The organism is Streptomyces sp. NBC_01288, assembly GCF_035982055.1.
GTDB lineage: Bacteria > Actinomycetota > Actinomycetes > Streptomycetales > Streptomycetaceae > Streptomyces.
On the sequence record NZ_CP108427.1, the window covers coordinates 8,695,109 to 8,709,474 of the forward strand.

Genomic DNA, 14,366 nt, shown 5'->3' on the forward strand with positions numbered 1-14,366 from the left:
GAACCAGGCAGGGGAGAGGGCTGACCAGGGCGTCGCAACGGGGTTCCGCGAGAGGCCTCGCGAAACGGCCAATAGTCACCCCGCACTGGCTCAGCAACCCACGCCCGTACCGCTCACAATGCACCAGGCCACTGCTCAGCAACCCACGCCCGCACCGCCTAGCAACCCGCCCCCGCCACCGCCCAGCAACCCACCCCGCAACGCCCCACACCCACCGCGCAACGAATCAACACCCGCGTCCCACGAACGCAACGATCTTGCGAAGACGCGCAAGGTTGCCTCATTACGACCAGGACGCCCGGGCTCGTAGGGTCAAGCGCTGTACCCAGCGCGGCAGGACCCCCGCTCGGCGGATCCCCGTGCCGCCGGTCCCTGCCGCCATGCCCGGCAGCGACAAGGAGCCCCCGCGTGCTCGACCAAGGCGCACCCCCGCACCACCGCAGCCAGACCGCCGAGCCGTCCCCGGGGCTCGGTGCGCGTCTTATGCGCCGCAAGCCCGTGGAACTGCTGGTCGCCGAGGGCGGCCAGGGCGAGGGCGGCTCGCTCCGGCGCTCGCTCGGGCTCTGGCAGCTGACGATGATCAGCATCGGCGCCACCCTCGGCACCGGCATCTTCGTCGTCCTCGGCGAAGCCGTCCCCAAGGCCGGTCCCGCCGTCACCCTCTCCTTCGTGATCGCCGGCCTCACCGCCTTGTTCTCGGCCCTCTCCTACGCCGAACTCGCGGGCACCATCCCGGTCGCCGGTTCCTCGTACTCGTACGCCTACGCCACCCTGGGCGAGCTGATCGCCTGGATCTGCGGCTGGTGTCTGATCCTGGAGTACGGCGTCTCGGTCGCCGCCGTCGCCGTCGGCTGGGGCGAGTACCTGAACGAACTCCTCGACGGGACGATCGGGGTCACCATCCCGGACGCGCTGTCCGCCCCGCCCGGCGACGGCGGCGTCTTCAACCTCCCGGCGCTGATCGTCGTACTCCTCGCGATGGCCTTCCTGCTCGGCGGCGCCAAGGAGTCCGCGCGCGCCAACACGGTCATGGTGTGCGTGAAGATCGCCGCCCTGGTGCTGTTCTGCGCGATCGGCATCCAGGGCTTCAAGTCCGGCAACTACGACCACTTCATGCCGCTCGGCATGGCCGGCGTCAGCGCGGCCGGTGCGACGCTCTTCTTCTCGTACATCGGCTTCGACGCCGCCTCCACGGCCGGTGAGGAGGCGAAGAACGCGCAGCGCGACCTGCCCCGCGCGATCATGCTGTCCCTCGTCATCGTGACCGCGCTGTACGTCCTCGTCGCGGCCATCGCCGTCGGCGCGAAGCCCTGGCGCCGCTTCAACGACTCCGAGGCCGCCCTCGCCCAGATCATGCGCGACGTCACCGGCCAGTCCTTCTGGGGGACTCTCCTCGCCGCCTGCGCTGTGATCGCCATCGCGAGCGTCGTCCTGACCGTGCTCTACGGCCAGACCCGCATCCTCTTCGCGATGTCCCGGGACGGGCTGGTCCCCAAGGTGTTCGGGAAGGTCCACCCGAAGACCGGGGCGCCGCGCGCCAACACCGTCATCGTGTCCCTGTTCTGCGGGGTCCTCGCGGCCGCCATCCCGCTGGGCCGGCTCGCGGACGCGACCAGCATCGGCACGCTCTTCGCCTTCGCGCTGGTCAACATCGCCGTCGTGGTGCTGCGCCGGACCCGCCCCGACATGTCCCGCACCTTCCGCGTGCCGCTGTCGCCGGTGCTGCCCGCCGTCGGCTTCGGGCTGTGCGTGTGGATGATGGGCAGCCTCTCGGCCGTCACCTGGGTGGTCTTCGGAATCTGGATGGCCGTCGGGCTCGTGTTCTACTTCGTATACGGCCACCGCCGCTCCCGCCTGGCACCCACCGCACCACCCGAGAAGTGATCGATCCACCGTGCTGAACGAACTCGACGAACGCATCGTGCACGCCCTCGCCGAGGACGCCCGCCGCTCCTTCGCGGACATCGGGCAGCTCGTCGGCCTGTCCGCGCCCGCTGTGAAGCGGCGCGTGGACCGGCTGCGGGCCACCGGCGCCATCACCGGCTTCACCGTACGGGTGGACCCGTCGGCGCTCGGCTGGGAGACCGAGGGGTTCGTCGAGATCTACTGCCGCCACAACACCTCCCCGGACACCATCCGACGCGGCCTGGAGCGCTACCAGGAGGTCGTGGCCGCCTCCACCGTCACCGGCGACGCGGACGCGGTCGTCCAGGTCTTCGCCGCCGACATGCGCCACTTCGAGCGGGTCCTGGAGCGGATCGCGGGGGAGCCGTTCGTGGAGCGGACGAAGTCGGTGCTGGTGCTGTCGCCGCTGCTCCGGCGATTCTCGTCGGGCTCGCCGACGTAAGCGCGCAGGGGCGACTGTCAGTGGCGCGCCGTACGGTCGAGGGCATGGCAGCACGGATCGATCTCACTCTCGACTGCGACGACGCCCCGCTCCTCGCCGCGTTCTGGAAGACGGCCCTCGGCTACGTCGACGAGCCACCGCCCGCTCCCTTCGCCACGCGTGCCGAGTGGGCCGCGCAGTTCGATCCGGTGGACGACGACTCCGAGGACGACGGCGCCTGGCTCTGCGACCCCGACGGCGTCGGCCCGCGCCTCTCCATCCTCAAGGTTCCCGAGCCCAAGTCCGCCAAGAACAGGCTGCACTTGGACATCCGCGTGCCGGTGCGCGGCGGCCCGGAGGAGCGCTGGGCGGCGATCAGAGCCGAGGCCGCGCGGCTGGTGGAAGCGGGCGGCCGGGTGCTCACCGAGTTCGACGGACACCATGTGGTGATGACCGACCCCGAGGGCAACGAGTTCTGCGTGGCGGCCGGTTGAGCACCCGAACCGCCCCCGGGCTCACTCCGCCGTCTTGCGTGCCAGCGCGTTGTTCCCTATCGAGTTGTGCACGCTGAAGCTCACCGCGTCCGAGCGGTAGCGGTCGTCCGACCACTCAACCGGGCGCCCTTCACGGGTCGTTGTGACCCGGCGGACCCGGAGCAGCGGGCTGGTCCGGCGGATGCCCAGCAGCTCCGCGTCCTGCGCGCCAGCGGCGACGGCGTCGATGACGTGCTCGCCGTAGGCGAAGACCAACCCCGTGTCGTCGTACAGGCGTTGGGTCACCGACGGGCACTCCGGCTCGATCGCCTCGACGGCGGGGGAGATCCAGTCGGCGTACACCGTCCGCTCCAGGAGGACCGGCTCGCCGTCCAGGCCGCGGACCCGCAGGACGTGCAACACGGGGGTTCCCGCGGTGAGTTGGAGACGTACGGCGTCCTCGGCGGTGGCCGGGCGGTACTCCTGTGCGATCACGTGCCCGGTGGCCTCGCGCTCCATCGCGCGGGCCCACTCGGCGAAGCTGCGCAGTTCCGCGAAACTCTGGCTGCGGCGGCTGGCCAGCACCACCCGGCGGGCGCCCTGGCGGGAGCCGATCAGCCCCTCGGCGGTGAGGGCCGCGACGGCCTGGCGGACCGTGCCGCGCGAGACGCCGTACTGCGCCGCGAGGTCCGTCTCCGCGGGCAGCAGGCTGCCGACTGTGTACTCGTCGCGGTCGATGGCCCTGCGCAGCTCGTCGGCGATCTCCTCGTGTCGCGCCGTCATGCTTCCCCTCCGAGTTGGCCACTGTGCACAGCGTGAGCAGCGTAGTCGAGTTCCCTCGGTGATCCGTGTCAGCCAGGAGTGTGCAGGGAATAAGGGGTCACGGTTTCGCCAATGTTTACGAACAAGACACCATCGGCGGGCGTACTGAGGCCAACTTGTTCAGACAAGTTCTCCGCTCTGCTCAAACCGTCGTGCGCACCCCTGGAGAGACCGTGACCGTGTCCCCGCCGAGAAACGCCGTCCTGGGTGGATCCCTCGCCGTCGTCGCCGCGCTTGCCCTCAGCGCCTGTGGCGCCGCTCCCACCAACTCGTCGACCACCGCCGACGGCAAGAACGCCGCCACCGCCACCTCCGTCGCCGACTTCGGCGGCATGGCCGCCCTGGTGAAGGCGGCCAAGAAGGAGGGCACGCTGCACGCCATCGCGCTGCCCCGCGACTGGGCCAACTACGGTGCCCTCATCGACGGCTTCACCAAGAAGTACGGCATCAAGATCACGGACGAGAACCCGGACGGCTCCAGCCAGGACGAGATCAACGCCGTGACCTCCCGCAAGGGCCAGGACCGTGCGCCCGACGTCCTCGACCTCGGCTCCTCCTTCGCGCTGAGCGCCGCCCAGCAGGGCCTGCTCGCGCCGTACAAGGTCGCCTCCTTCGACCAGATCCCCGCGGGCCAGAAGGACCCGAAGGGGCAGTGGTTCAACGACTACGGCGGCTACATCTCCATCGGCTGCGACGCCAAGCGCGTGACGACCTGTCCGACCACCTTCGCGGACCTGCTGAAGCCGCAGTACAAGGGTCAGGTCGCCCTCAACGGCAACCCCACCAAGTCGGGTTCGGCCTTCGGCGGCGTGTACGCGGCGGCGCTCGCCAACAAGGGCTCCTTCGACGACATCCAGCCCGGCCTGGACTTCTTCGCCAAGCTGAAGAAGAACGGCAACTACACGCCCGTCGAGTCGACCCCGGCCACCGTCGAGAAGGGCGAGACGCCCATCTCCATCGACTGGGACTACCTGAACGCCGGTTACGCCGACGAGTTCAAGTCGAAGGGCGTCGACTGGAAGGTGTCGGTGCCCAGCGACGGCCAGTTCTCGCAGTACTACTCCCAGGCGATCAACAAGGACGCCCCGCACCCGGCCGCCGCGCGGCTGTGGCAGGAGTACCTGTACAGCGCCGAGGGCCAGAACCTGTGGCTCAAGGGGTACGCGCGCCCGGCGCTGATGACCTCCATGGAGTCGGCCGGCACCCTCGACAAGACCGCCGCCGCCAAGCTCCCGCAGGTCTCCGGCACGCCGTCCTTCCCGACCGAGGCCCAGCAGAGCAAGGCCAAGACGGTCATCGCGTCCGGCTGGGCGAAGGCCGTCTCCGGATGACGGCCACGCTCACGCGGGCCGACGTGGGTGCCGCCGCTTCTGTGAAGCGGCGGCGCCGCGTCCCCAGCTGGATCGCCGTGGTCCCGCTGCTCGTGTTCGTCGCGGTCGCCTTCGGGGTGCCCGCCGTCGCGATGCTGAACGGCGCCTTCACCGTCAAGAACCAGACGACGGGCGCCACTTCGTACACCACCGCCAACCTGACCGAATCACTCAAGGGCGCCTACCTCACCGCGCTGATCGGCAGCGTCAAGCTGTCCGCCCTCGCGGGCGCCCTCGGCACCCTGCTCGGGCTGCCGCTCGCCCAGGTCGTCGTCACCTCCCGCTTCCGCGCGCTGCGCGAGGCCGTGCTCACCGCGTCCGGCGTCCTCGCCAACTTCGGCGGTGTCCCGCTGGCCTTCGCGTTCGTCGCGACCCTCGGCAACGCCGGTGTCCTGACGACCCACTTGGGCCTGAAGGACAAGGGCTGGGACCTCTACAGCTTCTGGGGCCTGGTCCTCGTCTACCTGTACTTCCTCATCCCGCTGATGGTCCTCACCATCACCCCGGCCCTGGAGGGCCTGCGCACCCAGTGGCGCGAGGCCGCCCAGAACAACGGCGCCACCGGCGTGCAGTACTGGCGCCACGTCGCCCTGCCGGTCCTCGCGCCGTCCCTGCTCGGCGGATTCGTGCTGCTCTTCGGCAGCGCGTTCGCCGCGTACGCCACCGCCGCGGCCATGGTGGGCAGTTCGGTCCCGCTGGTCACCCTCCAGATAGCCGACGCGATCTCCGGCAACGTGCTGGTCGGCCAGGAGAACGTCGCCCTCGCCCTCAGCCTCGACATGGTCCTGGTCGCGGGCCTGGTCATGGCCGTGTACCTGCCCCTGCAACGACGGAGCGCGCGATGGCTGGACGCCTGAACCTCTGGCGGTGGGTCGTCCTCGGCCTCGCCGCCCTGTACTTCCTGGTGCCGCTCGCCGCGTCGGTGGTCTTCACGGTCGACGTGCCGGGGGAGGGCGTCACCTTCGACGCCTACACCCAGATCGTCTCCGCCGACGGCTTCACCTCCAGCCTGGTGCTCTCGCTGGAACTCGCCGCCGCCACCATCGCCATAGTGCTGCTTCTGATGGTCCCGGCCATGGTCGCGCTACGGCTCGGCGCGCCCCGCCTGCGCCCCGTCGTCGAGGTGATCTGCTCGCTGCCGCTGGTGGTGCCGCCGATCGCCTTCGTCGCCGGTATCGCCACCGTCCTCAAGTGGGGCCCCGACTACCTCTCGCGCACCCCGCTGTTCGAGACCTTCGTCGCCATCCAGAACCCGAGCTTCCCCTTCATCCTCGTCCTCGCCTACGTCGTGATGGCGCTGCCCTTCGTGTACCGGGCGCTGGACTCCGGGCTCCGGGCGATCGACGTGAAGACCCTCGTCGAGGCCGCCCGCAGCTGCGGCGCGAACTGGCCGCAGGCGCTGGTGCGGACCGTACTGCCCAATCTGCGCGGGGCGTTGCTCAACGCGTCCTTCCTCACCCTGGCCCTGGTGCTCGGCGAGTTCACCGTGGCCCAACTCCTGGGCTTCCAGCCGTTCGCTGTGTGGATCTACAGCGTCGGCGGGTCCAACGCCCAGCTCTCCGTCGCCGTCTCCGTGCTCAGCCTGGTCGTCACCTGGGCACTCCTCCTCACGCTCGCCGGTGTCGGCGGGCGCGACAAAACCGCTTCGTCCCGGGGATGAACCATGACCGCCACCACGCTTGAGAAGACCGCCACGGACAACGCGGCCACGGTTGAATTCCGGGCCCTGCGCCGGGAGTTCGGCCCCACGATCGCCCTCGACGGACTCGACCTGACCGTCCAGCCCGGCGAGTTCCTGGCCCTGCTCGGCCCCTCCGGCTGCGGCAAGACCACCGCCCTGCGCATGCTCGCCGGCTTCGAACACCCCACCTCCGGCGAGGTGTTGGTCGACGGCAAGGACGTCACCGACGTCCCCGCCCATCGCCGCGACGCCGGAATGGTCTTCCAGTCGTACAGCCTCTTCCCGCATCTCAACGCCCTCGACAACGTCGCCTTCGGCCTGCGCATGCGCAAGGTCCGTACGGCCGAACGGCGGTCCCGCGCGGCCGAGTTGCTCGACCTCGTCGGGCTCGGCGACAAGGGCGAGCGCTTCCCGCACCAGCTCTCCGGCGGCCAGCAGCAGCGCGTCGCCCTGGCCCGCGCGCTCGCCCTACGCCCGCGCGTGCTGCTCCTGGACGAGCCGCTGTCGGCGCTCGACGCCAAGGTACGGCTGTCCCTGCGCGAGGAGATCCGCCGCCTCCAGCAGGAACTCGGCATCACCACCCTCTTCGTGACGCACGATCAGGAAGAGGCCCTGTCCATAGCCGACCGGGTCGCCGTCATGCGCGCCGGAAAGCTCGAACAGTGCGCCGCACCGGCCGAGTTGTACGGCCGGCCCGCGACCGCCTTCGTCGCCGAGTTCGTCGGCACCATGAGCCGCCTCCCGGGGCAGCTCTCGGACGGGGTCGTGGAGGTCCTCGGCCAGCGGCTGCCGGTCGACGGCGAGGCGCCGGCCGGACCCGAAGTCGACGTGCTCGTACGGCCCGAGGCGATCCATGTGCACGCCGACGAGGCCGGAGACGCGCGTGTCGTCGGCACCGCGTTCCTCGGCGCGGTCGTCCGCGTCAGCGTGCGACTCGGCGACGGCACCGAGGTCAAGGCCGACCTGCCCACGCACGAGGCCACCACGCTGGGCGCCGGAGTCGCCGTACGCGTGTCGCTGCCGGAACGGCCGGTCCTCGTGGCAGAACGCGTCAACCCGTAGGGCCCACCGGCCCGTTGTGAACCCGCAGTGAAAGAGAGAAACGTGACCCCCCACGCCCAACTCCCGCTCCAGGCCGTCCTGTTCGACATGGACGGAACGCTCGTCGACACCGAGCGGCTGTGGTGGGAGGCGGTCGAGCAGGTCGCGGGCAGAACCCTGACGGACGCGGACCAGCCGGAGGTGCTCGGCCGCCCGGTCGAGCACACCGCCGACTGGCTCGCCCAGGCCACGGGCGGGTCGGCGGCGGACCTCGCGGCCGCCCTGCACCGGGAGTTCGCCACCCGCGTCCGCACCGGCATCGTGCCCCGCCCCGGCGCGCTCGACCTCCTCGACGCCCTCGCCCGCGACGGCGTCCCCACGGCCCTCGTCACCGCGTCCCCCCGCGCGGTCGCCGACACCGTCCTCGACGCCCTCGGCGCGGGCCGCTTCGCGGTCTCCGTCACCGCCGACGACACCGGGCTCACCAAGCCCGCCCCCGACCCCTACCTCGCCGCCTGCCGCGCCCTCGGCGTCGACCCGGCGGCCTGCGTGGCCGTCGAGGACACCCAGACCGGCGTCAGCTCCGCCGAGGCGGCCGGCTGCGCGGTCCTCGCCGTACCGTCGCTGGCCCCGATCGACGCGGCCCCCGGCCGGACCGTACGGGACAGTCTCGTCGGGGTCACCCCGGCGGACCTGCGCGCGATGGTGACGCACCAACCGCCGTACGAGCTACGCGTGTTGACCTGGAACCTTTGGCTCGGCGGCAGCGAGGTCGACGACCACCGCACCAAGCAGCTCAAGGCGATCACGGAGACCGGCGCGGACGTGGTCGGCCTCCAGGAGACGGGCGGCACCGCCGCCGAGGAACTCGCCGAGGCGCTCGGCTGGCACCACCACCGCGCCGGCGAGAACCTCGGCGTGATCAGCCGCCACCCGATCACCGCCCGCTTCGGCGACCCGGCCGTCGGCTTCTACGGCGCCGCCGGGGTCCGGATCGCCGTCGCCGAGGGCCGCGAGATCGACCTGTGGACCTGCCACCTCGACTGCACGCCCTACGGCCCCTACGAGTCCGCCTACGACGGGCTTCCGGCCGCCGAGCTGATCGCCCACGAGGAGGTACGGCTCGCCCTGATGCGGGATGCCCTCGGCAGGATCGCGGAGGTGGCCGACGACGTCGTCCCTGTGATCCTGGTCGGCGACTTCAACAGCCCTTCGCACCTGGACTGGCCGGACGTGGAGTGGCCGGTGACGAAGGCGGCGGCGGAGGCGGGGTTGCGCGACTCGTACCGGGAGGCCCACCCGGATCCGGCCGTGGACCCCGGGCACACGTGGTCGCCGATCCACCCGGTGAACGAGGACGGCAGCGGTCGCGCCGAGCCGCAGGACCGCATCGACTACGTCCTGCACCGGGGGCTCACCGTGCTCGACTCCCGGACGTTCGTCGTCGGCGCGCCGAGCCCATGGCCGGACGTGTCCGCCAACTGCTGGCCGTCGGACCACGCGGCCGTCCTTACGGTGTTCGCGATGCCCCGCGGTTAAGAGCTCGTAGAGAAGCGACACGTTGATCCTCTACGAGCCCTAAGGTACGGCCTATGTCTGATAGATCGATGTCAACGAGCCGCCTGTGGGCAGTCCTGCTCGGGGTCGACGCTGTGGCTACCGCGTCGGCGATCGTGGTGTGGAGGCAGAGCGGAACACCGTGGACCGAAACCTTGGTCAGTTCGGGTGTGGTTGCTCTTGCGGTCCCGATAGCCGGCCCATGGACGATAAAGCGGACCAGGGCAAGGGTCGAGGAAGCAATGCGGCAACAGCGTTGATCCACGGTCTGGTCTTCGACCGCGCCGCCGAGAGGTGATCACCCACCAGCCGAACCGCCAGGCCGGCACCCCCAGCCCTCAATCGCACACCACGTCGTAAGTGACACAAGCGGTCCGGCAGCGCGCCCAGCCACAGCGGACCCGCAGTCGACGCACGGGCCTTCCAGCGGAGCACCATCAGGGGTTCCAGAAGAACGACACGTGCGCCCGGTCGAAGCGGCGCTCGGCCAGATCCTGCTTCGGGATCACCCAGTGCAGGGTGGCGCCCTCCCGCCCGTTGAGACCGATGTCCCACTGGGCGAGCAGGGTCCACTCCTCGGGGGCGGGCAGTTCCGTGGCGTCGACGGACCCGGGTGTCGCCTCGGCGGCCCGGTGCCGACGCGCCTGCTCCGCCTCCGCCGCCGCGTCCGTGACGGGGTCCGTCTCCGTGCACTCGTGGGAGGCGTACCCGCCGATGTGCAGCGGGCCGTCGACGACGATGTCGCCGTACGTCTCCTCCCACACCTCGGCCAGGTCCCAGGCGCGGGGATGACCGGGGAGCGTGACGGTCTCGTCGCCGCCCTCGGGGGACGGGGCCAGGAAGTGGAACGGCAGGGAGACATCGGGCGCCAGCCGCAGTTCCTCCCGCGGGAACTGCTCGTAGACGGCGAGCGTCGCGCCGTCGAAGGACGTGTCCTCCTCCTCGCCGTAGACGCAGGGGTACTTCGTGTTCCGCTCCTCGACGGGTGTCCCCTCGGGGATGTACACGACCTCGCCGGCCGTACCGCCGTAGTACGTCATCTCGGGGAAGCCGAAGAGCAACAGGCGGCCGTCGGGCGGCAGTCGGAGGCCTGTCGTCTCCTCGGGGAGGGCCGCGCAGTCGAGGGTGGCGAGTAACGGGAACCAGGGGTCCGGTGCGTCGGCGGGCAGCAGCAGCGGTCCGCCGAACCTGCCGGCGACCGGCCCGTCCCCGCCGGTGACGAGGGTCCCGGACGGGCGGGCGGTGGCGATCCACCGTTCGACGTCCTCGGGCGGTATCCCGCGCCCCAGTGCTTCCGCGCGGAAGGGTGCGAGCCGGTTGATCAGGTCAGAATTCATGGGCGGAAACCTACGCCCGGGGTCTGACAACCGGTTCGCCGCACCGGGAACGGCCGGCTCCCGCCAGGCACGCAACGAATCGCCGCTCCGCCCCGCCCGCACGCAACGAACAGCTCACCGGCGCGCAACGGCTCCTTCTTGTCCGGCCCGGCCCCGCAGCCGTACCGTCTAGGTGGGCCCCGATAGGTGGCTCTTCAACCTTTTCGTACCGGTGAGGAACACACATGCGCACCGCCCTCCTCCAGAGCTCCGGCCGCCCCGGCTCCGTCGTCGAGAACCTCAAGGTCCTCGACGAGGCCGCGGGCCGGGCCGCGGCCGGCGGTGCCGCGCTGCTCGCCGCGCCGGAGATGTTCCTCACCGGATACGCGATCGGCGACGACATCGGCCGCCTCGCCGAGCCCGCCGACGGCGACTCCGCCGACACGATCGCCGACATCGCCGGCCGCCACGGACTCGCGATCGCCTACGGCTACCCCGAGCGCGACGGCGACGGCGTGTACAACTCCGCCCAGCTGATCTCCGCCGACGGCACCCGCCTCGCCAACTACCGCAAGACCCACCTCTTCGGCGACTTCGAGCGCACCCACTTCACACCGGGCGAACAGCCGGTCGTCCAGGCCGAGTTGAACGGCCTGACCGTCGGCCTGATGATCTGCTACGACGTCGAGTTCCCGGAGCCCGTCCGCGCCCACGCCCTCGCCGGCACCGACCTGCTCCTCGTCCCGACGGCGAACATGCACCCGTTCCAGTTCGTCGCCGAGGCCCTGGTCCCGGTGCGGGCCTGGGAGAACCAGATGTACGTGGCGTACATCAACCGCATCGGCCAGGAAGGGGAGTTCGACTTCTTCGGCCTCTCCACCCTCGCCGGTCCCGACGGAGTGGCCCGCACCCGCGCCGGCCGGGGCGAGGAACTCCTCCTCTCGGACCTGGACCCCGAGTTCCTGGCCAACTCCCGTGCGGCGAACCCGTATCTGACGGACCGTCGCCCCGGCCTCTACGGGTCCCTCGCCTGAACCCCCAGCCTTCGCCTTCCCTTTAAAGCTTTCAAAGCTTTGTCGCTAGGAGTCCGTACCCCATGACGTCCACGGTGCCCAACGCCGTCCAGCACGCCGACGAGCGGCAGCCGCCGATCACCATGTTCGGGCCGGACTTCCCGTACGCGTACGACGACTTCCTCGCCCACCCGGCGGGCCTCGGTCAGATACCCGCGACCGAGCACGGCACCGAAGTCGCGGTGATCGGCGGCGGGTTGTCCGGCATCGTGGCCGCCTACGAGCTGATGAAGATGGGTCTCAAGCCCGTCGTCTACGAGGCCGACCAGATCGGCGGGCGGCTGCGGACCGTCGGCTTCGACGGGTGCGACCCCTCCCTCACCGCCGAGATGGGCGCGATGCGCTTCCCGCCCTCCTCCACCGCCCTCCAGCACTACATCGACCTGGTGGGACTTGAGACCCGGCCGTTCCCCAACCCCCTTGCGGAGGCGACCCCTTCGACGGTCGTCGACCTCAAGGGCGAGTCGCACTACGCGACCACCGTCGACGACCTCCCGCAGGTCTACCGCGACGTGATGCACGCCTGGAACGCCTGCCTCGAAGAGGGCGCCGACTTCTCCGACATGAACCGTGCCATGCGCGAACGCGACGTCCCGCGCATCCGCGAGATCTGGTCGAAGCTCGTCGAGAAACTCGACAACCAGACCTTCTACGGCTTCCTCTGCGACTCCGCGTCCTTCAAGTCCTTCCGGCACCGCGAGATCTTCGGCCAGGTCGGCTTCGGCACCGGCGGCTGGGACACCGACTTCCCCAACTCGATCCTCGAAATCCTGCGCGTCGTCTACACCGAGGCCGACGACCACCACCGCGGCATCGTCGGCGGCTCCCAGCAACTCCCGCTCCGCCTCTGGGACCGCGAGCCGCAGAAGATCGTCCACTGGCCCTACGGCACCTCGCTGGCCTCGCTGCACGTGGGCGGCGAACCCCGCCCCGCCGTGACCCGGCTGCACCGCACGGCAGGCAACGGCATCACGGTGACGGACGCGAACGGCGACATCCGCACCTACCAGGCGGCGATCTTCACCGCCCAGTCCTGGATGCTGCTCTCCAAGATCGCCTGCGACGACTCGCTCTTCCCGATCGACCACTGGACCGCGATCGAGCGCACCCACTACATGGAGTCGAGCAAGCTCTTCGTTCCGGTCGACCGGCCGTTCTGGCTGGACAAGGCCGTCGACGACAGGGGAAATCCGACGGGGCGGGACGTCATGTCGATGACCCTCACCGACCGTATGACACGCGGGACTTACCTCCTCGACGACGGCCCGGACAGGCCCGCCGTCATCTGCCTCTCGTACACCTGGTGCGACGACAGCCTCAAGTGGCTGCCGCTGTCCGCGAACGAGCGGATGGAGGTCATGCTGAAGTCGCTCGGCGAGATCTACCCGAAGGTCGACATCAGGAAGCACGTCATCGGCAACCCGGTGACCGTCTCCTGGGAGAACGAGCCCTATTTCATGGGTGCGTTCAAGGCCAACCTGCCCGGCCACTACCGCTACCAGCGGCGCCTGTTCACCCACTTCATGCAGGACCGGCTGCCGGAGGACAAGCGGGGCGTCTTCCTCGCCGGCGACGACATCTCCTGGACCGCAGGCTGGGCCGAGGGCGCCGTCCAGACCGCCCTGAACGCGGTCTGGGGCGTCATGCACCAACTCGGCGGCACGACCGACCCGACCAACCCCGGTCCCGGGGACGTCTACGACACGATCGCGCCGGTCGAACTGCCGGAGGACTGACGGGAGTTCAGTCAGCCGGAGTTCTTCAGACCCCGGCGGCCCGTGCCTTCTCGTACACCTCCGCGGCGACGTCCTTGAGCTCCTGGGCATCGCGCGGGGTGGTCTGGAGGTCGATCAGGATCTCCTCCAGGCCGACCGCCGCGTGGGCCACGAGGTCCTCGACGATCTGGTCGGCGCTGCCCTGGAAGGGCTGGCGGTCCGGTCCGTCGTAGGGCTTCGCCGTGTACACGGTGTTGACCCGCATGACGGTCTGGATCGGTTCGGTGCGCCCGCGTTCGGCCGCCAGGTCCTGCAAATCCCGCCACTGGGCGGCGAGTTGCTCCGCTCCCATGCCCACCGGCAGCCAGCCGTCGGCATGGTCGACCAGTCGCCGCTGGGCCTTCTTGTTGCCCGCGGCCAGCATGATCGGGATCGGCCGGGCGGGTTTGGGGCCGACCACGGCGGAGGCTATCTTCGTCAGCTGCCCGTCGTACGTCACCGGGTCGGGGCCCCAGACCGCCCGGCACACCTCGATCAGCTCGTCGAGGACCTTGCCGCGCTCCGCGAACGGCCGGATGCCGGAGGCGGCGTACTCGTCGAGCGACCAGCCGGTGCCCAGGCCCGCGATCACCCGGCCGCCGCTCGCCGCGTCCAACGAGGCCAGTGACTTAGCGAGTTGGAAGGGAGTGTGCAGCGGCGCCACCAGCACGCTGCTGCCCAGCCGTGCCCGCTCGGTGACCGCGGCGGCGAGGGTGAGGGTGACCAGGGGCTCGGCCACGTTCCGGTACGCGTCCGGCCAGGGGAGGCCCTCGATGCCGTACAGGCCCTGGGTGGCCGGCTCAGGGAAGAGGGCCCGCTCGAAGACCCACAGGCTGTCGTAGCCGATCTCCTCGGCGGCGCGGGCCACGTCGGGAACGTCCGTGCCGATGGTGTACTGGTGCATCTGGGGGAGGCTGAGGCCGAGCCGAGTCGTCATACCGGTGCTCCTTCGC

General features: G+C 70.4%; 13 protein-coding genes. 10 read left to right on the plus strand and 3 right to left on the minus strand.

Annotation, left to right across the window (positions count from 1 at the left end):
* Positions 1-408 precede the first annotated feature (408 nt).
* From OG194_RS39170 to OG194_RS39180, 3 genes are read left to right on the plus strand one after another with little or no spacing between them, the layout of a single operon-like run.
* On the plus strand, positions 409-1,884 hold the full coding sequence (locus tag OG194_RS39170) for an amino acid permease (protein ID WP_327405463.1): 1,476 nt from the start codon (positions 409-411) through the stop codon (positions 1,882-1,884).
* Positions 1,885-1,894: 10 nt separating this feature from the next.
* The gene (locus OG194_RS39175; protein ID WP_019059706.1) at positions 1,895-2,347 is read left to right on the plus strand and encodes an Lrp/AsnC family transcriptional regulator; all 453 of its coding nucleotides are present in this window, start codon (positions 1,895-1,897) and stop codon (positions 2,345-2,347) included.
* 44 nt (positions 2,348-2,391) lie between these two features.
* The gene (locus tag OG194_RS39180; RefSeq protein WP_327405464.1) at positions 2,392-2,820 is read left to right on the plus strand and encodes a VOC family protein; all 429 of its coding nucleotides are present in this window, start codon (positions 2,392-2,394) and stop codon (positions 2,818-2,820) included.
* Between the two features lie 21 nt (positions 2,821-2,841).
* On the opposite strand, the gene OG194_RS39185 is transcribed toward OG194_RS39180, so the two are convergent.
* On the minus strand, positions 2,842-3,582 hold the full coding sequence (locus tag OG194_RS39185; protein WP_327405465.1) for a GntR family transcriptional regulator: 741 nt from the start codon (positions 3,580-3,582) through the stop codon (positions 2,842-2,844).
* A gap of 212 nt (positions 3,583-3,794) precedes the next feature.
* Between OG194_RS39185 and OG194_RS39190 the strand changes: the two genes are divergently transcribed.
* Genes OG194_RS39190 through OG194_RS39210 form a run of 5 tightly spaced genes read left to right on the plus strand, consistent with a single transcriptional unit; the run spans position 3,795 to position 9,252 of the window.
* Positions 3,795-4,952: an ABC transporter substrate-binding protein gene (locus OG194_RS39190; protein WP_327405466.1), complete on the plus strand. Its 1,158-nt coding sequence runs from the start codon at positions 3,795-3,797 to the stop codon at positions 4,950-4,952.
* Positions 4,949-5,848, plus strand: a complete 900-nt coding sequence (locus tag OG194_RS39195; RefSeq protein ID WP_327405467.1) for an ABC transporter permease — start codon at positions 4,949-4,951, stop codon at positions 5,846-5,848. Before OG194_RS39190 ends, OG194_RS39195 begins: the two co-directional genes overlap by 4 nt.
* A complete protein-coding gene (locus OG194_RS39200) occupies positions 5,833-6,651 on the plus strand; it encodes an ABC transporter permease (protein WP_327405468.1) in 819 nt (272 codons plus the stop codon). Before OG194_RS39195 ends, OG194_RS39200 begins: the two co-directional genes overlap by 16 nt.
* 3 nt (positions 6,652-6,654) lie before the next feature.
* Positions 6,655-7,734, plus strand: coding sequence for an ABC transporter ATP-binding protein (locus OG194_RS39205; protein WP_327405469.1), 1,080 nt, complete (start codon positions 6,655-6,657; stop codon positions 7,732-7,734).
* Positions 7,735-7,776: 42 nt separating this feature from the next.
* The gene (locus OG194_RS39210; protein WP_327405470.1) at positions 7,777-9,252 is read left to right on the plus strand and encodes an HAD-IA family hydrolase; all 1,476 of its coding nucleotides are present in this window, start codon (positions 7,777-7,779) and stop codon (positions 9,250-9,252) included.
* A 455-nt stretch (positions 9,253-9,707) separates the two neighbouring features.
* On the opposite strand, the gene OG194_RS39215 is transcribed toward OG194_RS39210, so the two are convergent.
* On the minus strand, positions 9,708-10,607 hold the full coding sequence (locus tag OG194_RS39215; protein WP_327405471.1) for a DUF1963 domain-containing protein: 900 nt from the start codon (positions 10,605-10,607) through the stop codon (positions 9,708-9,710).
* Between the two features lie 224 nt (positions 10,608-10,831).
* Between OG194_RS39215 and OG194_RS39220 the strand changes: the two genes are divergently transcribed.
* Positions 10,832-11,620, plus strand: a complete 789-nt coding sequence (locus tag OG194_RS39220) for a carbon-nitrogen hydrolase family protein (RefSeq protein WP_327405472.1) — start codon at positions 10,832-10,834, stop codon at positions 11,618-11,620.
* Positions 11,621-11,682: 62 nt separating this feature from the next.
* Entirely contained in the window at positions 11,683-13,395 is a 1,713-nt protein-coding gene (locus OG194_RS39225) for a flavin monoamine oxidase family protein (protein WP_327405473.1), read from the plus strand.
* 25 nt (positions 13,396-13,420) lie between these two features.
* Here OG194_RS39225 and OG194_RS39230 read toward each other — a convergent pair whose 3' ends face one another.
* Entirely contained in the window at positions 13,421-14,350 is a 930-nt protein-coding gene (locus tag OG194_RS39230) for an LLM class F420-dependent oxidoreductase (RefSeq protein WP_327405474.1), read from the minus strand.
* Between the last annotated feature and the right edge of the window lie 16 nt (positions 14,351-14,366).